The 18,182-nt window shown below is 73.5% G+C and carries 17 protein-coding genes; 3 read left to right on the top strand and 14 right to left on the bottom strand.

Annotated features, from left to right (window positions below; translation table 11 throughout):
- Positions 1–104: 104 nt before the first annotated feature.
- Entirely contained in the window at positions 105–836 is a 732-nt protein-coding gene (recO, locus tag AC6EXY_RS01825; protein WP_207770546.1) for a DNA repair protein RecO, read from the bottom strand.
- A 181-nt stretch (positions 837–1,017) separates the two neighbouring features.
- On the opposite strand from recO, the gene AC6EXY_RS01820 reads away from it, so the two are divergent.
- Positions 1,018–1,956, top strand: a complete 939-nt coding sequence (locus AC6EXY_RS01820) for an NUDIX domain-containing protein (RefSeq protein WP_499816930.1) — start codon at positions 1,018–1,020, stop codon at positions 1,954–1,956.
- 105 nt (positions 1,957–2,061) lie between these two features.
- On the opposite strand, the gene era is transcribed toward AC6EXY_RS01820, so the two are convergent.
- The 9 genes from era to hemW all read right to left on the bottom strand — a co-directional run bounded on the left by era (position 2,062) and on the right by hemW (position 11,230).
- The gene (gene era / locus AC6EXY_RS01815; RefSeq protein ID WP_101830839.1) at positions 2,062–3,009 is read right to left on the bottom strand and encodes a GTPase Era; all 948 of its coding nucleotides are present in this window, start codon (positions 3,007–3,009) and stop codon (positions 2,062–2,064) included.
- A 1-nt stretch (position 3,010) separates the two neighbouring features.
- On the bottom strand, positions 3,011–3,418 hold the full coding sequence (locus AC6EXY_RS01810; protein WP_101830838.1) for a cytidine deaminase-like protein: 408 nt from the start codon (positions 3,416–3,418) through the stop codon (positions 3,011–3,013).
- A complete protein-coding gene (locus AC6EXY_RS01805) occupies positions 3,415–4,950 on the bottom strand; it encodes a hemolysin family protein (RefSeq protein WP_243407299.1) in 1,536 nt (511 codons plus the stop codon). The genes AC6EXY_RS01810 and AC6EXY_RS01805 overlap by 4 nt, the downstream gene beginning before the upstream one ends.
- Before the next feature lie 19 nt (positions 4,951–4,969).
- A complete protein-coding gene (gene ybeY / locus AC6EXY_RS01800) occupies positions 4,970–5,518 on the bottom strand; it encodes an rRNA maturation RNase YbeY (protein WP_101830837.1) in 549 nt (182 codons plus the stop codon).
- 28 nt (positions 5,519–5,546) lie between these two features.
- Positions 5,547–6,590 carry a PhoH family protein gene (locus AC6EXY_RS01795; protein ID WP_101830836.1) on the bottom strand — a complete coding sequence of 348 codons (1,044 nt, stop codon included), beginning with the start codon at positions 6,588–6,590 and terminating at the stop codon, positions 5,547–5,549.
- Positions 6,591–6,713: 123 nt separating this feature from the next.
- Entirely contained in the window at positions 6,714–7,520 is an 807-nt protein-coding gene (locus AC6EXY_RS01790) for a 16S rRNA (uracil(1498)-N(3))-methyltransferase (protein ID WP_101830835.1), read from the bottom strand.
- 51 nt (positions 7,521–7,571) lie between these two features.
- Positions 7,572–8,714, bottom strand: coding sequence for a molecular chaperone DnaJ (gene dnaJ / locus AC6EXY_RS01785; RefSeq protein WP_101830834.1), 1,143 nt, complete (start codon positions 8,712–8,714; stop codon positions 7,572–7,574).
- Positions 8,714–9,733 (bottom strand): heat-inducible transcriptional repressor HrcA, encoded by a 1,020-nt coding sequence (gene hrcA / locus AC6EXY_RS01780; RefSeq protein WP_101830833.1) that lies wholly within the window; start codon positions 9,731–9,733, stop codon positions 8,714–8,716. Before hrcA ends, dnaJ begins: the two co-directional genes overlap by 1 nt.
- Positions 9,734–9,994: 261 nt before the next feature.
- Positions 9,995–11,230, bottom strand: a complete 1,236-nt coding sequence (gene hemW, locus AC6EXY_RS01775) for a radical SAM family heme chaperone HemW (protein WP_101830832.1) — start codon at positions 11,228–11,230, stop codon at positions 9,995–9,997.
- Between the two features lie 228 nt (positions 11,231–11,458).
- On the opposite strand from hemW, the gene AC6EXY_RS01770 reads away from it, so the two are divergent.
- Positions 11,459–11,623, top strand: coding sequence for a hypothetical protein (locus tag AC6EXY_RS01770; RefSeq protein WP_243407298.1), 165 nt, complete (start codon positions 11,459–11,461; stop codon positions 11,621–11,623).
- 151 nt (positions 11,624–11,774) lie between these two features.
- On the opposite strand, the gene lepA is transcribed toward AC6EXY_RS01770, so the two are convergent.
- Complete coding sequence (gene lepA / locus AC6EXY_RS01765; protein WP_101830831.1) at positions 11,775–13,622, bottom strand: translation elongation factor 4; 1,848 nt, start codon at positions 13,620–13,622, stop codon at positions 11,775–11,777.
- A gap of 323 nt (positions 13,623–13,945) precedes the next feature.
- Here lepA and rpsT point away from each other — a divergent pair, with 323 nt between their 5' ends.
- Positions 13,946–14,215, top strand: coding sequence for a 30S ribosomal protein S20 (gene rpsT / locus AC6EXY_RS01760; RefSeq protein WP_101830830.1), 270 nt, complete (start codon positions 13,946–13,948; stop codon positions 14,213–14,215).
- A gap of 82 nt (positions 14,216–14,297) precedes the next feature.
- Here the strand turns inward: rpsT and AC6EXY_RS01755 are convergent, their stop codons facing one another.
- Genes AC6EXY_RS01755 through AC6EXY_RS01745 form a run of 3 tightly spaced genes read right to left on the bottom strand, consistent with a single transcriptional unit; the run spans position 14,298 to position 18,164 of the window.
- Positions 14,298–14,591 carry a hypothetical protein gene (locus AC6EXY_RS01755; protein WP_243407297.1) on the bottom strand — a complete coding sequence of 98 codons (294 nt, stop codon included), beginning with the start codon at positions 14,589–14,591 and terminating at the stop codon, positions 14,298–14,300.
- Positions 14,588–15,604, bottom strand: coding sequence for a DNA polymerase III subunit delta (gene holA / locus AC6EXY_RS01750; RefSeq protein WP_101830829.1), 1,017 nt, complete (start codon positions 15,602–15,604; stop codon positions 14,588–14,590). Before holA ends, AC6EXY_RS01755 begins: the two co-directional genes overlap by 4 nt.
- A 1-nt stretch (position 15,605) precedes the next feature.
- Positions 15,606–18,164, bottom strand: a complete 2,559-nt coding sequence (locus AC6EXY_RS01745; RefSeq protein ID WP_243407296.1) for a ComEC/Rec2 family competence protein — start codon at positions 18,162–18,164, stop codon at positions 15,606–15,608.
- Positions 18,165–18,182: the final 18 nt, after the last annotated feature.

Below are 18,182 nucleotides of genomic sequence, written 5' to 3'. Positions count from 1 at the left end.
CCTCTCCCACCGCGTCGTGCTCCCCGCGCGTGCCGCTCCCCCGCTCGACCTGTCCGCGGCGCGGCTCCGGCCCGCGCCGCGGCACGCCGGCGGGCGCGGGCGCGTCATGCCCGTTCCAGATACGGCAGCGCGCGCAGTCCCCGCTCGAGATGCCACTGGAGATAGGCGGCGACGATCCCGCCGGCCTCCCGCCGCGCACGCGTGTCACTGCGCAGCGCACCGTCCCAGTCGCCGCGCAACAGGTCGGTCAGCAGCCGCACCGCGCCGGCCGACACGGAGGCCGCGCCGTGCGGACGACATTGCGCGCACACTACGCCGCCGCCCGCGACCGACAGCGACGGGTGCTGCCCCGGCTCCCCGCACCGGGCGCAGTCATCCAGGGCCATGCCGTACCCCGAGACGGCCAGTGATCGAAGCAGAAAGGCGTCCAGCACCAGCGGCGGCGGGCGCTCCCCTGCCGCCAGCGTCCGCAGACCACCGATGAGCAGCAGGAAGAGCCGCAGCGCGGGTTGCCGTTCCTCACTGGTCAGGCGCTCCGCGGTCTCCAGCATGACGGCAGCGGCGGTGTACCGGGCGTAGTCGGCGGAGATCTCCGCGCCGTAGGGCGCGATGATGTCGGCCTGGGTGACCGTGTCCAGCGACCGGCCGGAGTGCAGCATCAGGTCGACGTAGGTGCCCGGCTCCAGCCGTGAGCCGAACCGCGAGGACGTCTTGCGCACGCCCTTGGCCACGGCCCGCACCCGACCGGTACGCCGGGTGAGCACGGTGATGATGCGGTCAGCCTCGGCGAGAGGGGTCGTTCGCAGGACGACCCCTTCGTCGCGATACACCGGCACCCGCCCATGGTTGCACGCCCCCGCCCCAGCAGGGTAAGGCGAGGTCGTCCGGCGGCACGCCCCACCAGGACAACCGGGGCCGACAACTGCTGGTATTCCCGGTATCACCCGTTGTCTCCTACGCCGCTGTCCGGCCGGACTCACCCGAACGACACGCCGCCGGTGTGCGGATGATGGTGGGGTGCGGGTTGTACGGCGGACGGCGCGAGCGATCCTGATCGACCCCGATGGCCGGCTGGTGCTCTTCCGGCGGACGCTGCCGAAACGCAAGCCCTACTGGTCCACGCCCGGCGGCGGGGTGGACGCCGGGGACGACTCGATCGAGGCGGCGCTGCACCGGGAGCTCGCGGAGGAACTCGGCGCCACCGTCGACCGCGTCCAGCAGGTCTTCCTCACCAGCCCGCCGCGCGGCGGCGGCATCACCGTGGCCCACTTCTTCGTCTGCCGGCTGGTGTCCATGGACCTGTCCCTGCGCACCGGCGAGGAGTTCACGAACCCGGCCAAGGGCCGCTACGACGTCGACCGGATCGACCTGCACGGCAAGAAGCTCAGCCGCTACCCGTTGCAGCCGCTCGAGGTCAAGGAGTTCATCCTCGCCAACCGCCAGGCGCTGCTGATGGCCGCGCTCGACGACGAGACCCCGCCGCTGACCAGCCCGCCCGCCCCGGGCACCGCTCCCCCGCCCGTCGCGCACGCGCAGCCCCCGCGAGCCGCCGAGCCGTCCGGTGCCCCCGATCACCGTGACGCCGCCGCGCCGCCGGCCGATGTGGCGGCGAAGGCCCCCGACGAGAAGACGCCGCGGCCGCCGCTCCCCGAGTCGCAGGCCCCGCAGACGCAGGCCCCGCAGACGCCCGCCCCGCAGAGGCAGATCCCGCAGACGCAGATCTCCGGGACGCCGATGTCGGAGCCGGCCGGGCGGGTCTTCATCGGGCCCATCCGGCGGACGACGCCGGTGGGCGAGGCCGAGGACGCCAGGGCCCCGACGGTGCGCCGACGCCGCGTGCGGCCCGCGGTTCTGGAGATCGTGGACGGCGAGGCCACCCACGACCCGGGGGGCGCGCGGGAGCGGCCGGAACGCCGCCGACCGCGCTGGTGGCGCCGACGGTCGTCGCACCACTGACCCGGCGCCCGCCGGGCGGCCGGGCGCCGCCCCGAACCGTCCCAGGGCCCGCCTACCCGTCGGCCACGGGCCCGCTCCTGGCGGGCCTGGCGCCGCGACCCTGGGTCAGAAGCCCAGCCGGCGCAGCTGACGGGGATCGCGCTGCCAGTCCTTGGCCACCTTGACGTGCAGGTCGAGGTAGACCGGGGTGCCCAGCAGCGCCTCGATCTGGGTGCGGGCCTGCGAGCCGACCGCCTTGAGCCGCGAGCCGCCGGCGCCGATGACGATCGCCTTCTGGCTCGGCCGCTCGACGAAGACGTTGACCCGCACGTCGAGCAGCGGCCGCGTCTCGGGCCGCCCCTCCCGCGGCACCATCTCCTCGACCACCACGGCGAGCGAGTGCGGCAGCTCGTCGCGTACGCCCTCCAGCGCCGCCTCGCGGACCAGCTCGGCGACCATCACCTGCTCCGGCTCGTCGGTCAGCTCCCCGCCCGGGTAGAGCGCCGGGCCGGTGGGCAGGCGGGAGACGAGGACGTCGGCGAGCACGTCCACCTGGTAGGAGCGCACGGCGCTCACGGGGACGATGTCGCTGAACTCGCCGAGCCCGGAGACCTCGAGCAGCCGGGCGCCGATCCGATCCGGGTCGGTGACCTTGTCCGTCTTGGTGAGGATGGCCACCACCGGCGTCCGCTTCGGCAGCCGGGACAGCTCCTCGGCGATGAACGTGTCGCCGCGGCCGAGCGGCTCGTCGGCGGGCATACAGAAGCCGACCACGTCCACCTCGGACAGCGTCGCCCGCACGACGTCGTTGAGCCGCTGGCCGAGCAGGGTGCGCGGGCGGTGCAGCCCGGGGGTGTCGACGAGCACGAGCTGCGCGTCGTCGCGATGCACGATGCCGCGGATGGCGTGCCGGGTGGTCTGCGGCCGGCCGCTGGTGATCGCGACCTTGGTGCCGACGAGCGCGTTGGTCAGCGTCGACTTGCCCGCGTTGGGCCGGCCGACGAAACAGGCGAACCCGGAGCGGAAGGCCGCCGGCGGGCTCGGGTCGGTGGTGCTGCCGCTGGTGGTCGCCACGCTAGCTGGCCGTCCGGGCACGGGCCGTTCCGTCGGTACCGGCGAGGAGGACGGGGATCCCGGTGCCGAACTCGGCCAGGGTCGCGAGGTCGTCGGCGTCGATCCCGTCGCCCTCGGTGACGACGGCGGCGGCCTCGAAACGGCGGGCGCCACTGGAGACGGCCGCGGCGACGGCGGCGCGCAGCGCCGAGATCGCGAGCTCCGCCCGGGGCAGGCCGACGGTCGCCGCCGCGTAGGTGCGCCCGTCGGTGTCACGCAGGGCGGCGCCCTCCGCCCGCCGGCCATCCGGAACGTAGGCGCGCAGCCGGGCCGAGCGGGCGAGGACGAGCAGCTTCGCGTCCTCGGCCGCGAGCTCGAGGCCTGGCCCACCGGCGGGCACAGCGCCCGGCGAGGTCGGGTCAGCGGTCACGAGGTCACCTTTCCATGCTGCTGCGAGGGGGCTACCGGCCGGTCCGCCACCGCGGCACCATCGCCCGGCTGCGGATCACCCGCCGGCGCGGGGTCCGTGCTCGAGGCGGGGTCCAGGCTCGCAGCGGCGTCGCCTGTCGGAGCGGCGCCGCCCGCCAGCGTGGGTCCGCCCGCCGCGGCGGGACCGTCAGCGGGTCGGGGCGCGCCTGCCGGTGCGGGGCGGCTGGTGGAGCCGTTCGGGGGGCGGCCCGCGGTGGGCGGCGCCCCGTCGAGTCGGGTGGCGACGATCGTGCCGATCTGGTTGCGCCGGCCGGCCGCCCGCTCGGCCGTCAGCCGCAGGCCACCGACCTCAGCGGTGGCGCCCGGGATCGGCACCCGGCCGAGCGCGGTGGCCAGCAGGCCGCCGACGGTCACCGCGTCGTCGGCGCCGGGCAGTTCCTCGGGGTCGAGGTCGAACAGCTTGCCGAGGTCGTCGACGTCGAGGCGGGCCGTCACCCGGGCGGTGCCGGCGTCGAGCCACTCCACCGGGGCCACCTCGCTGTCGTATTCGTCGGTGATCTCGCCGACGATCTCCTCGAGGATGTCCTCGATGGTCACCAGCCCGGCCGTCCCACCGTACTCGTCGATGACGATGGCCATGTGGGTGCGCGACGCCTGCATCTCGCGAAGCAGGTCGTCGGCGGGTTTGCTCTCGGGGACGAGCGCGGGCGCGCGCATGATCTCGGCGATCGGGCCGTCCTCGTCGCCGTCGCGCTCGTGGGCGACCATGTCCTTGAGGAAGGCGATGCCCACCACGTCGTCCACGCTCTCCCCGATCACCGGCAGGCGCGAGAAGCCGCTGCGCAGCGCGAAGGACAGCGCCTGGCGGACCGACTTCGTCGACTCGATGAACACCATGTCGGGCCGGGGCACCATCACCTCGCGGACGAGGGTGTCGCCGAGTTCGAACACGGACGCGATCATGTCGCGTTCCTCGCGCTCGATGACCTCGTTCTCCTCGGCGAGGTCGACCAGGTCACGCAGCTCCGCCTCGGAGGCGAACGGCCCGTCGCGATAGCCGGGACCCGGCGTGACGGCGTTTCCCAGTGCGATGAGCAGGCGGGGCAGCGGCCCCAGGATGCGCGCGAGGCGCACGGTCAGCCCCGCGGTCGCCAACGCGACGGCCGGCGCGTGCTGGCGGCCGAGGGTACGGAACATCACCCCGACCAGGATGTAGGCGATCAGGGTCGCGACCAGCGTGCCGAGCCCGACCGCGGCGAACCCGGCGCCGTACGCGCGGGCGAACAGGACGGTGAGGCAGGCGGCCGCGACCATCTCGCCGATGATCCGCAGCAGCAACAGAGGGGCGAGGTAGCGGCCGGGATCGGCCACGACGGTGGACAGGTTGGCGACGCCGGCCCGGTTCTGCCGGGCGAAGCCCTCCACCGAGACCCGCGACACCCGGGTCAGCGCCGCGTCCACGCAGCCGAAGCCGGCCGCGGCGAGCGATCCGACCACGGTGAGGAAGACGAGCAGGAGATCGCCGGAGCTCATCGGTCGCCCCCGGCCGGGGTCAGCGGGTGGCGGTCGGACCGGCCGGGGCAGGGCCGCCGTCCGCGCCGCTCGCGCCGCCCGTGGGATGCTTCCCGCCGGCGGATCTGGCCGCGGCGTCCCAGGACGTCAGCAGCTTGTTCTGGATCTTCCACATCTCGCGTTCCTCGTCCGGCTCGGCGTGGTCGTAGCCAAGCAGGTGCAGGATGCCGTGCGTGCACAGCAGGTGAAGCTCACGCTCGAACGAGTGCCCGGCCGCCTCCGCCTGCCGGCGGGCCACGTCCGGGCAGAGCACGACGTCGCCGAGCAGGGTGGTCGGATCGTCGTCCCCGGACTCCGACCAGGAGGCGTCGAACGCCTCGTCCTGGGCGAACGACAGGACGTCGGTCGGGCCCTCCTCGCCCATGTACCGCACGTGCAGGTCGGTCATGGCCTTCTCCTCGACGAGCATGACCGACAGCTCGGCGAGCGGGCTGATCTTCATCGCGTCGAGGACGAAGCGGGCGAGCGCTGTCAGGCGCACCTCGTCGACATCGCTCGCGCCCGACTCGTTGGCGACGAACACGGCCATCAGCGGTCCTCTCCGACCGCGGGGACGGTCACCGTCGCTCCCGGCGGCCGGAGCGCGCCGGCGCCGCCGCGCCGGGCAGGTTCTCAGCCGCGTCCCAGCGGGCGTAGGCGTCCACGATCTCGCTCACCAGCCGGTGACGGACGACGTCGGAGCTGGTCAGGGAGGCGAAGTGCACGTCGTCGACGCCGTCGAGGATTTCCCGGACGACACGCAGGCCGCTGCGGGTGCCGCTGGGCAGGTCGACCTGGGTGATGTCACCCGTCACCACGATCTTGGCGCCGAAGCCGAGCCTGGTCAGGAACATCTTCATCTGCTCGGGCGAGGTGTTCTGCGCCTCGTCGAGGAGGATGAAGGCATCGTTGAGGGTGCGGCCGCGCATGTAGGCCAGCGGGGCGACCTCGATGGTGCCGCTCTGCATCAGCCGCGGGATCGAGTCCGGGTCGACCATGTCGTGCAGCGCGTCGTACAGCGGCCGCAGGTACGGGTCGATCTTCTCGTACAGGGTGCCGGGCAGGAAGCCGAGCCGCTCGCCGGCCTCGACCGCCGGGCGGGTGAGGATGATCCGGTTGACCTTCTTCGCCTGCAGCGCCTGCACGGCCTTGGCCATGGCCAGGTACGTCTTGCCGGTGCCGGCCGGGCCGATCCCGAACACGATCGTGTGCTGGTCGATCGCGTCGACGTAACGCTTCTGGTTGAGGGTCTTGGGCCGGATCGTGCGGCCCCGGTTGGAGAGGATGTTGAGGGTGAGGACCTCGGCCGGGCGCTCGCCGGCACCGCTGCGCAGCATCGCCAGCGAGTGGTCGATGTGCTGCGGACTGAGCTCCGTGCCCGCGTCGAGCAGCGCGATGAGCTCGGCGAACAGCTTCGCGGCCAGCTCGTTCTCCGCCGGCGCGCCGGTGATGGTGATCTCGTTGCCGCGCACGTGGATGTCGGAGGAGAAGGCCCGCTCGATGGTGCGCAGCAGCTCGTCCTGGTGGCCGAGCAGGCTCACCATGCTGTGCGGACCGGGTACGACGAGGCGCGTCGTGGCGGGAACGGCCGACGCGACGGATGGCGTGACGGATTCGGGCATAGAGAGCGGCCAGCTACGGCCGCGGCACCTCTCAGAATCGATTACCGTGGTGATGGGTCGGCGACTCGTGGGCCACGGCGCCTTATGGGCTACGGAGTGAACCACGGGTGCTACCCGTCCAGTCTATCCATCATCACCCGGGCCGTCCCAGCGACCGAGTTCGGCCTGCACGACGGCCGCCGCGACCACGCCGGCCGTGGACGTGCGCAGCACCGTGGGCCCGAGCCTCGCCACGGCCGCGCCGGCCTGCCGCAACGCGTCGACCTCGCCGTCGTCGAGCCCGCCCTCGGGACCGACGACGAGCAGGATCTCCCCCGCCGGGTCCGCATCGAGGCCCCCGGCCGGACCGACACCGCCGGCGTCCACGGCGGCACCGGCCTCGGCACGCCATCGCCGCGCCAGGCCGACCAGCGGCTCCTTCGCCTGCTCGTGCAGCGCGACCGCGAACGACACCGATGCCACCCGCCGTGCCAGCTCCGCGGTGCCCACGAGCTCCGTGACGCACGGCCAGTGCAGGCGGTGGGACTGCTTCGCCGCCTCGGCGGCGGTGCGTGCCCAGCGCTGGCGGGCCCGCGCGCCGCGCTCGCCCTCCCACCGGACCACCGACCGCGCCGAGGACCACGGAACGATCTCGTCGACGCCGACCTCGGTCAGCATCTCCACGGCCCGCTCGCCGCGGTCCCCCTTGGCAAGCGCCTGCACGACGACCAGCCGCGGCCGCGGCGGCGGTACCCGCACCCGGCCGCGCACCGCACAGTCGATCTCGTCTCGGCGCACCGCGACGACGATGCACTCCAGACCGCCGCCGACGCCGTCGGTGACATCGACGGGCTCACCCGCCCGCAGCCGGCGCACCGCCGCCGCGTGATGACCCTCCGGGCCGTCGAGCGTGAAGGCGTCCCCGCTCGGCAGCGGCGAGACCTGGAACAGCGCGCTGGTCAGGGGATGTCCTCGAAGTCCTGGCGGTGCCGGCGCGGCGCGTCAGCGGCCACGCCGGGAGCCGCGCCGGCGGAACAGGCCGCTCGCACCGCCGCCGGTGGAACCACCCACCACCGCGGGAGCCTCCTCGTCGCGCAGCTTCGCGAGCTCCCGCAGCAGCCGTTCCTGCTCCGCGTCCAGCTTGGTCGGCGTCTCGATGTTGATGTGGATGTGCAGGTGGCCACGCCCGGCGGCGCGCAGGTGCGGCACCCCGCGACCAGCCAGCTTGATCACCTCGCCGGGCTGGGTGCCGGGCTTGACGGCGATCGTCTCGGTGCCGTCGAGGGTCTCCAGCGTGGCGGACGTGCCCAGCGCCGCCGAGGTCATCGGCAGCGGCAGCTCGCAGTGCAGGTCGTCGCCCTCGCGGGTGAACACCGCGTGCTGCCGCTCGGAGACCTCGACGTACAGGTCGCCGGGCGGGCCGCCACCGGGACCGACCTCACCCTCGCCCGACAGCCGGATGCGCATCCCGTCCTCGACGCCGGACGGGATCTTCACGGTGAGGGTGCGGCGCTTGCGGACCCGGCCGTCCCCGCCGCAGTCGCGGCAGGGGTGCTCGATCACGGTGCCGGTGCCCGAGCAGCGCGGGCACGGGCGGGAGGTCACCATCTGGCCCAGGAAGGACCGGGTGACCTGCTGTACCTCGCCGCGGCCGGCGCAGGTACCGCAGGTCGCCGGGTGCGTCCCGGGCGCGGCACCGGCCCCGGAGCAGGTCGAGCACACCGCCGCGGTGTCCACCGTGATCTCGCGGGTGGCGCCGAAGGCGGTCTCGGACAGGTCGAGCTCGATGCGCAGCAGCGCGTCGTTGCCACGCCGCACGCGCGAGCGCGGGCCACGGTTCGCCCCGCCGCCGAAGAAGGCGTCCATGATGTCGCCGAGCCCACCGAAACCGGCGCCGAACGGCGAGCCGCCACCGCCGCCACCGCCCGGCGCGAGCGGGTCGCCGCCCAGGTCGACGATCTGGCGCTTCTCCGGGTCGGAGAGCACCTCGTAGGCCGCGGTCACCCCACGGAAGCGCTGCTGCGCCTCCGGGTCGGGGTTGACATCCGGATGCAGTTCACGGGCCAGCTTGCGGTAGGCCCGCTTGATCTCGTCGTTCGACGCGTCTCGACGCACGCCAAGAACGGCGTAGTAGTCCACGGCCATCAGTCGGCACCCAAGAGTTCACCCACGTATTTGGCGACGGCCCGGACGGCCGCCATCGTCCACGGATAGTCCATGCGCATCGGCCCGACCACGCCCATGCCGCCCAGTGCGAAGGGGCCGCGGCCGTAGCCGGTGGCCACCACCGCGGTCGACCGCAGGGCGTCAACGTCCGTCTCTCGGCCGATGCGTACCGTTACAGTACCGGTCTCGCGGGCCGAGCCGATGAGCTTCATCAGCACGACCTGTTCTTCGAGCGCCTCGAGGATAGAGCGCAGCGAGTCCGCGAAGTCGACCGTGGCCCGGGTGAGGTTCGCCGTGCCGGCCATGGCGATGCGTTCCTCCGGGCGCTCCACCAGCGCCTCCAGCACCACTCCGGTCATCGTCGCCAGGCACGGCCGGAGCTCGGGCCTGGCCTGGTCGGGCAGCGCCGCGACCACCTCGTGCGCCTCCGCGAGCCGCTGGCCGGTGAGGCCACAGTTCAGCGCCGAACGCAGCTCCGCGGCCATCTCCTCGTCCACCGGGGTGAGCAGGTCGACGATGCGCTGCTCGACCCGACCAGACTCGGTGATGATGACCATAAGCAACCGTCGCGGACCGAGGGTGACAACTTCGATGTGCCGCACGCTGCTGCTCGACATCGACGGGTACTGCACCACGGCGACCTGCCGGGTGAGCTGCGCGAGCAGCCGCACGGAGCGGCGGACGACGTCGTCCAGGTCGACCGCGCCCTCCAGGAAGCTCTGGATCGCGCGCCGCTCCGCGCGGGACAGCGGCTTGACGCCGGACAGCCGGTCGACGAACAACCGGTAGCCCTTGTCCGTGGGGATACGCCCCGCGCTGGTGTGGGGCTGCGTGATGTAGCCCTCTTCCTCCAGCGCCGACATGTCGTTACGAACCGTGGCCGGCGAGACGCCGAGGCTGTGACGCTCCGCCAGCGCCTTGGAACCCACCGGCTCGTTGCTGAGGACGAAGTCCTCGACGATCGCCCGAAGGACTTCGAGCCGCCGATCCTCCAGCACGCGGTCGCACCCCCTTCAGCAGCGGGACGTGGCCGGGCCACGGTGCGTGCACCGGCGAACACCGGAACTGGCACTCGGCCGCAGTGAGTGCCAAGTGTAGCCGCCAACGCTCGGACAAGCACAGAACATCAGCGACCTCACGAATAGCCGGTGAGGATCCGGTAGCCGGTGAGGATCCGGTAGCCGGTGAGGATCCGGCGACGTCCCCCTGCGAGAACGACCCCGCGGCGCGGCGTGTTCCGGGGCACGCCGGACGCCGCGTCAGTCCGGCAGCAACGCGCGCACGACCGTGTCGGTGAGCAGGCGACCGCGCCGGGTCAGGCGCACTCGGCCGAACTCCAGCCCGCCCGGCTCGACCAGGCCCGATCGGGCCAGCTCCGCGCAGGCGGCCAGCCCCGCCTCGGCCAGCTCGCCGACGGGAAGCCCCTCCGCGAGGCGCACGCCCAGCATCACCCGCTCGACCCGCCGGCTCTCGTCGTCGAGCTCCTCACGGGCAAGCGCCGGGCTGCGGTCAGCACCGAGCCGGGCGGCGTACTCGGCGGGATGGCGGACGTTCCACCACCGCACGCCACCCACGTGGCTGTGCGCGCCGGGACCGAAGCCCCACCAGTTGTCCCCGCGCCAGTAGCCCAGGTTGTGCCGGCAGCGGGCATCCGCGCCGCGCGACCAGTTGCTGACCTCGTAGTTGACCAGACCGGCGGCGCCGAGGATGTCGTCCGCGAGCAGGTACCGGTCGGCCAGCAGGTCGTCGTCGGGTTCCAGCAGCTCCCCGCGCCGGACCCGGCGGGACAGCTTGGTGCCCTCCTCCACCGTCAGGGCGTAGGCGCTGACGTGGTCGGGCCCCAGCTGCACCGCGGCGTGCAGGCTCGCCGCCCAGTCGGCCTCCGACTCGCCGGGCGCCCCGTAGATGAGATCGAGGCTCACGTGGTCGAAGCCGGCCTTGCGCGCCCAGCGCATGACCTCGGACACCCGCCCGGGGGTGTGGCGGCGGTCAAGGGCCGCCAGCACGTGCGGCCGGTCGCTCTGCATGCCGAACGAGATCCGGGTGTATCCGGCGGCGCGCAGCTGCTCGAGCTGGGCCGGGTCGACCGACTCCGGGTTCGCCTCGGTCGTGACCTCCGCGCCGGGAGCCAGCCCGAACTCGGCGTCGAGGGCGCGCAGCAGGCGGGCGAGGTCGCCCGCGGGAAGCAGCGTCGGCGTGCCGCCGCCGACGAAGACGGTGGCGATCGGGCCGGCCGCCGCGCCGAGGACCTCGCGGGCCAGCCGGATCTCCCTGGTCGCCATGTCGACGAAGGTCGTCAGGCCCACCGAGGAGATCAGGGCGCCGCCGAGATCCGCGGCCGTGTAGGTGTTGAAGTCACAGTAGCCGCAGCGCGCCGCGCAGTACGGCACGTGCACGTAGGCCCCGAGGGCACGGTGCGCCAGCTCGGCCAGAGCGGCCGCGGGCAGCGCGCCGTCGTCGGGGGGAGGTGCCCCGTCGGGAGGCTTTTGTGGCATGCCCCCAGTGTGCCCCCAACCGATGGATTTACGGCAACGCAAAGTTTGTCAAGCGCACCAGCGGGCCGAGGCTGGCCACAGCAGGACCACGTGCGGACCAGCAGGTCCACACGACCCCCGGCCGGCCAGGGTAGACATCAGCGATGTTTTGCCGACGTTGTGGGCAGAGGGGAGGAATATGGGCGAGGCGTCGTGGACTGGGCGCTCCGTGTACGAAAAGATCCAGTCATGGACGATGACGTCAGGGCCGTTCTGGAGAACATCTTCGAGCTGCTCCCGCCCCGCACCACCGTGTATCGTTCCAGCGCCGCCGCGTCGGGCGGCGGCCGCTCGCTCATCGAGCCGGTGACCGAACCGATCCCGCTGCCCGCCGCGCCGCTGCCCGCCAGCTGACCCGATCCGACCACCCCGGGGCCCCGCGACCGGGCGCCCCCCACCGCGCCGCCGGCCGCGCTCGACGGCGTCACGCCGGGGACTCCGAGACGGAGCGCGACCCGGGCGGCGCCACCACACCTCGGCACCCCCGGCCGCCCCGGTGCTGGTGCTACTTGGGCTGGCTGGTCTTGGTCGCGTCCGTGGACAGCGCCGCGATGAAGGCCTCCTGCGGAACCTCGACCCGACCGATGGTCTTCATCCGCTTCTTGCCCTCCTTCTGCTTCTCCAGCAGTTTGCGCTTGCGGGTGATGTCACCGCCGTAGCACTTCGCCAGCACGTCCTTGCGGATCGCCCGGATGTTCTCGCGGGCGATGATCCGGCTGCCGATGGCCGCCTGGATCGGCACCTCGAACTGCTGGCGGGGAATCAGCTCGCGCAGCTTCGTCGTCATCGACACGCCATAGGTGTAGGCCTTGTCCTTGTGCACGATCGCGGAGAAGGCGTCGACCGTCTCGCCCTGCAGCAGGATGTCGACCTTGACCAGGTCGGCGAGCTGCTCGCCGGCGGGCTCGTAGTCGAGGCTCGCGTAGCCGCGCGTGCGGGACTTCAGCGCGTCGAAGAAGTCGAAGATGATCTCGCCGAGCGGGAGCGTGTACTTGAGTTCCACCCGGTCGGTGGACAGGTAGTCCATACCGCCCAGCACGCCGCGCCGGCCCTGGCAGAGCTCCATGACCGCGCCGACGAAGTCGGTGGGCAGCAGCAGCATCGCCTGGACGATCGGCTCGTGCACCTCGGCGATCTTGCCCCCCGGCCAGTCGCTGGGGTTGGTGACGGTGACCTCCGAGCCGTCCTCCATCACGACCCGGTAGACGACGTTCGGCGCGGTGGAGATGAGCGTCAGGTTGAACTCGCGCTCCAGGCGCTCCCGGACGATCTCCAGATGCAGCAGGCCGAGGAAGCCGCAGCGGAAGCCGAAGCCGAGCGCGGCGGACGTCTCCGGCTCGTAGGTGAGGGCGGCGTCGTTGAGCTGGAGCTTGTCGAGCGCCTCCCGCAGCGCCGGGTACTCGCTGCCGTCGATCGGGTACAGGCCCGAGTAGACCATGGGCAGCGGGTCACGGTAGCCGCCGAGCATCTCGGTGGCCGGGCGCACGCTGGTGGTGATGGTGTCGCCGACGCGGGCCTGGCGGACGTCCTTCACGCCGGGGATGACGTAGCCGACCTCGCCGACCGACAGCGAGCCGGTCGGGTGCGGGTCCGGCGAGATCACGCCGACCTCGAGGGTCTCGTGGCTCGTGCCGGTGGACATCATCAGACAGCGGTCCCGGGTGGTGAGCGTGCCGTCGACGACCCGGACGTAGGTGATGACACCGCGGTAGATGTCGTAGACGCTGTCGAAGATCATGGCCCGGGCCGGGCCGTCGGGGTTGCCGACCGGCGCGGGCACCTGCCGGACGATCTCGTTGAGGAGCTCCGGGACGCCCTGACCGGTCTTGCCGGACACGCGCAGGACGTCGTTCGGGTCGCAGCCGATGATCGCCGCGATCTCCTCGGCGTACTTCTCCGGCTGCGCCGCCGGAAGGTCGATCTTGTTGAGGACCGGGATGATCGTCAGGTCGTTCTCGATCGCGAGGTAGAGGTTCGCGAGAGTCTGGGCCTCGATCCCCTGCGCGGCGTCGACCAGCAGCACCGCCCCCTCGCAGGCGGCGAGCGAGCGGCTCACCTCATAGCTGAAGTCGACATGCCCGGGCGTGTCGATCAGGTGCAGGATGTAGTCCCTGCCATCCTCCGCCCGCCAGGGCAGCCGCACGTTCTGGGCCTTGATCGTGATGCCGCGCTCGCGCTCGATGTCCATCCGGTCGAGGTACTGGGCGCGCATGTTGCGCGCCTCCACGACGCCGGTCACACCGAGCATCCGGTCGGCGAGGGTCGACTTGCCGTGGTCGATGTGGGCGATGATGCAGAAGTTGCGGATCATCGCCGGGTCGGCGCCGGGCGACAGGTGCGGGGCTGCGGACACGCGGAGAGTTCTCGTTTCGCTCGCGGTGGTCACGGGACCCGCGGTGGTGGCGGACGGGTCCCGGGCCGGGATCTGGGGTCGACCTCACCTTCATCGTGCCAGGAGCCGCGGCGAGGTTGCGGTGGTGCACCGGGCGACACCGGGTTCGATCCCACCGGTGCGCGGTTTGATAACGTGAAGACCTCCAGGTGGGCTGCCGGCCCTGACCTGGCTGCAGGTACGGCACAACAGATCCTGATCTGGCCGCGGGTATGGCATGACCAGTACCGAGCGTCAGGTGCGGATCTGCCCATCCCGACTCGACAACCCAGAGGTTCCTCCGCGTGGCCAACATCAAGTCGCAGATCAAGCGCAACCTCACCAACGAGAAGCGGCGGCTGCGCAACAAGGCGGTCAAGTCCGAGCTCAAGACCCACGTGCGTCGCTTCCACGCGGCCGTGGACGCCAAGGACGTCGAGCAGGCCGGTGAGACCCTGCGGATCGCCAACCGCAAGCTCGACAAGGCGGCGAGCAAGGGCGTCATCCACGCCAACCAGGCCGCCAACCGCAAGTCGGCGCTCGCTCTCGCCCACGCGAAGCTGATCGCCAGCTGACCCTCCGCGGCCGAGCCGGGGTGCGTTCGCGCTCCGGCTTTTCTGCGTGTCCGGAGACGGATTCGTTCCGGTGGATACCGCCCTACCGCGGGGCGCCGTCCGGCCCGGGTGGATCCGCCGCGTCGATGGTTGCTTCCGGGCGCATCATGCGCTTCAGCGCCTCGTGGTAGGCGACCATCGCGGCGACGGTGGCCGGCAGCACCACCACGACCCAGGCGCTGGCCAGATCACCGAGCGCGACGACCACCGTCACCAGCGCGGTGATGCCCATGAGCAGCCCACGCATCCACCCGGCCGGCAGTACCCGCAGCCCGAACCAGCCACCCGGCGGTGGCACGTCGGGCTCGGGCCCCGGCGAGGCCGTCGGCGAGGTCATCCGCGTCCCCCTCGGGACCCACGGTCGCGTGAGAGCGAACGGGCCACGGCGACCTCCCGCAACAGCTTCTCCAGGGCGTAGCCGGCGTCGACGGAAGCGCCCTTGACTCCCGCGTCCGCGGTCGCCGCCGCCCGCAGCGCGATCCCCAGCCCGGCGTCCGACCAGCCCCGAGCCGAGCGTTGCGCCTTCTCGACCTTCCAGTCGGGCATCCCGAGCGAGCGGGCGAGGTCCCACTTGGTGCCGGGCCCGGCCGCGGCGACCCGGGCCAGCTCCCGCAGCCCACCGGCGACGGCGCTGGAGATCAGCACCGCCGCCGTGCCGCCCTCCACCGCCTGGCGCAGCAGCGTCAGGGCCTGCGGCAGGTCGCCGCCGATGATCGCGTCCGCGACGGAGAAGCCACTCGCCTCGGCCCGACCGCGATGGAAACGCGCCACCGCGGCCTCGTCGAGCATGCCGCCCTCGGTGTCGGCCACGAGCTGGTCGCACACGGCGGCGAGCTCGCGCAGATCACCACCGATGGCGTCGAGCAGGGCCCGCACCGCGCCGTCACTGATGCGCCCACCGAGCCGGCGGACCTCGGCGACGACGAAATCGTGCCGGTCCCGCGGCTTGGTGATCTTCGCAGCGGTGACGACCCGCGCTCCCGCGGCCTTCATCGCGTCCGCGAGCTTGCGGTTCTTCACCCCGCCGCTGTGGACCAGCACCAGCACGACGTCGTCCAGCGGGTGGCCGAGGTAGGCCAGCAGGCCGTCCCGCAGCTCCTCGCCGAGATCCTGCGCGCCGCGGACGATCACGACCCGCCCGCCGCCGAACATCGACGTGGTGCCGAGGTCGACAAGGTCCGCGTCGGTGAGCTCACCCGCGCCCCGGTCGACGACCTCCACCTCGGGGTCGCGCCGGCGGGCACCGTCGACCACCTCGCGGACGGCTCGCCCGACAAGCAGGTCCTCGTCACCCGTGACGAGGACGAGCGGGGCGGGTGCGGAGGCGGAGGCGGCCACACCGGTGAGCATGTCACGATCCGTCCCCGGCCCGCCGGCGCACCACCGACACGTCACCCGGGAGCGCCACACCGGGGTCTGCCCGTGGGGATGGGCAGGCTCCTCCGCCCCCCACGGCTGCCCCGGTCCGCGCGGGCATGGCCGGGGCGGTGACGGCGAGCGCTCCGTCGCGGTCGGTGCGGGCGACGGCCATGCCGGCCCGGGCCAGGGTCCGCAGCGTCGGCGGCGCGGGGTGGCCGTAGTCGTTTCCCCGGCCCACGCTGACGAGCGCGAAGCGCGCTCCTGACGCGGCGAGAAAGGCCGGGTCCTGGTTCGCCGAGCCGTGATGGGGCACCTTCAGCACGTCCGCCCGCAGCAGCGTCGCCTCCCCCGGCAGGTCGCGCAGGCTCCGCTGGGCGACGGCCTCGACGTCCCCGGTCAGCAGCACGCGCAGCGCGCCGACCCGCGCCGAGACGACGAGCGAGTCGTTGTTCGGATCACTGTCGGTGCCGTGCAGGACCACGCGGGGTCCAAGTGCCGTCCAGCAGACCGCGCCGGCGGCACCGGCGGTCCCGGCCTCGATGGTCCGCAGGGGCACGCGGGCCTGCTGCGCCCACCGGCGCACCAGCCGCCACTGCCCGGCCGGCTCCCGCAGCTGGCCGACGACCACCTCCCCCACCGGCAGCCGGCCCAGCACCGCGGGCAGGCCGTTCACGTGATCGGCGTGCAGGTGGCTGAGCAGGATCAGGGGCAGCGACCGAATGCCCAGCTCGGTGAGACAGCGGGCGAGGAGGCCGGGATCGGGCCCCGCGTCGACGAGCACGGCGCTGCCCGGCCCGGCGCGCAGTACCAGCGCGTCTCCCTGGCCGACGTCGCAGGCCACGAGACGCCAGTCGGCCGGCGGCCAGGCGGCGAATCGCTCCACCACCGCGCAGCGCGCCAGTAACAGGCCGGCCAGCGCCGCCGCGGCGAGCCGTCGGCCCCGCCGCCGGCGCAGCAGCGCCAGCGCGACGGCCACGGCGACGGCGGCGCCGGCCGCACCTTCGGCGCCACCGGGCCAGCCGAGCGTCGCCCGCGGCAGGGCCGCGCAGCGATGCGCCACCGTCACCAGCCACCAGCAGGGCAGGTCGGCCAGGTGCGCGAGCCAGCGCGCCGGCACCGGCGCCACCACGCCGACGCACAGCACCAGCACACCGAGCACCGTCGCGACCGGCACCGCCGGCGCGGCCAGCACGTTCGCCGGGATGGCGACGACGCTGACCCCACCCCCGATCCAGGCCAGCTGGGGTGTGCAGGCGAGCTGCGCCGCGGCCGCGACGGCGAGGACGTCGGCGATCCGCTCCGGCAGCCGCCGGGCCAGCGCGACCCGCCAGCCCGGTGCCAGCACGATCATTCCGGCCGTCGCCTGGACGGACAGCGCGAACCCGACCGACACCGCGAGCGTCGGCTGGACGAGGACGAGGAGGGTCACGCTGGCGGCGAGGGCGGGCAGCACCGCCCGAGGCCGGCCGGCCGCGTAGGCGGCCAGCCCGATCAGCCCCATCACCCCGGCGCGCAGCACGCTCGGCGAGGGCCGGGCCAGGACGACGAAGGAGATCAACGCGCCACCGCCGAGTGCGGCCCGCATTCGCCGGCCGCGCCGGGCCCAGGCCGCGGCGAACAGCACCGACGCGGTCACGATGGCGGCGTTGCCGCCGGACACGGCCGTCAGGTGGGACATCCCGGCGGCGCGGAAGTCGGCCCGCACGCCCGCGTCGAGCCCGGAGACGTCGCCGTCGACGATGGCCGGCAGCAGGCCGCGCCGCGGCTGCGGAAGCCCGGCCGCCGCCTCGCGCAGCCCCGCCCGCAGCCGGCCGGCGGCCCGCTGGACGGGGCTTGGCCGCCCGCGCGGCTGCGGGTCGCCGCTGACGAGCAGCACCGCGGCGACCCCTGGGTCGGACCGGGGCGCCGCCAGCCGACCGGTCACGGCCAGGTGCTGGCTGGGAAGCAGCTCCTGCCAGGCTGAGCCCCGGCCGATCAGGACGACCGCCGCGCGCACCCGCAGCGTCACTCCCGCGGCGGTGACCCGCTCCAGGCGGGCCGGCGTGACGTAGGTCGCCCGCGCGCGATCTGGCGCGAGCTGCCCCTGGCCGGTGCCCTGGCGGGGGTCGTCGGTCACGACGACCTGCGCGGTGGCCGCCGCTTCGCGACGCACCAGGTCGGCGAACGGGCCGCGGTCCCCAGGGCGGGTCCCGAGGCCGCCAGCGATGACGCCGGCTGCGAGAAAGACGACCACGACCGCCCCGAGCGTGACGAGCCGGGGCGGCTCGTCACCCGGGTTCCGGCCCGAAGGGCGCTGATCGGCCTGCCTGGGGCCGCGCCTGGGGCGAGCCCGGGCGGACCCCCGCCGTCCGGGCACACCTCGCCGATACCAACCGGCCAGCAGGGCCGGCACCGCGATGACCGGCACGGCGGCGAGGGTGAGCAGGATGCCCGGCATCGTCCAGCGCACCGCGACCGCGGCGCCGGCCCAGGCGGCGACCGCCGGCAGCACCAGCCGTGCGTCGACCGGTTCCGGCGGTGGCCCGGGCCGCCTGGCCGGCCCGGAGTCCACGGTTGCCTCCCGGGGGTC

The sequence above is a fragment of the Frankia sp. RB5 genome (assembly GCF_059816245.1).
This window is presented reverse-complemented; position numbering and strand designations above follow the sequence as displayed.

Bases quoted from the DNA above. Each gene is read 5' to 3' on its own strand.
- AC6EXY_RS01770 (WP_243407298.1), top strand. From the start codon at position 11,459: ATGGACGATGACGTCAGGGCCGTTCTGGAGAACATCTTCGAGCTGCTC.
- AC6EXY_RS01805 (WP_243407299.1), bottom strand. From the start codon at position 4,950: ATGAGCTCCGGCGATCTCCTGCTCGTCTTCCTCACCGTGGTCGGATCG.
- hemW (WP_101830832.1), bottom strand. From the start codon at position 11,230: ATGCCACAAAAGCCTCCCGACGGGGCACCTCCCCCCGACGACGGCGCG.
- ybeY (WP_101830837.1), bottom strand. From the start codon at position 5,518: ATGGCCGTGTTCGTCGCCAACGAGTCGGGCGCGAGCGATGTCGACGAG.
- dnaJ (WP_101830834.1), bottom strand. From the start codon at position 8,714: ATGGCCGTGGACTACTACGCCGTTCTTGGCGTGCGTCGAGACGCGTCG.
- AC6EXY_RS01755 (WP_243407297.1), bottom strand. From the start codon at position 14,591: ATGACCTCGCCGACGGCCTCGCCGGGGCCCGAGCCCGACGTGCCACCG.
- AC6EXY_RS01795 (WP_101830836.1), bottom strand. From the start codon at position 6,590: ATGCCCGAATCCGTCACGCCATCCGTCGCGTCGGCCGTTCCCGCCACG.
- holA (WP_101830829.1), bottom strand. From the start codon at position 15,604: ATGCTCACCGGTGTGGCCGCCTCCGCCTCCGCACCCGCCCCGCTCGTC.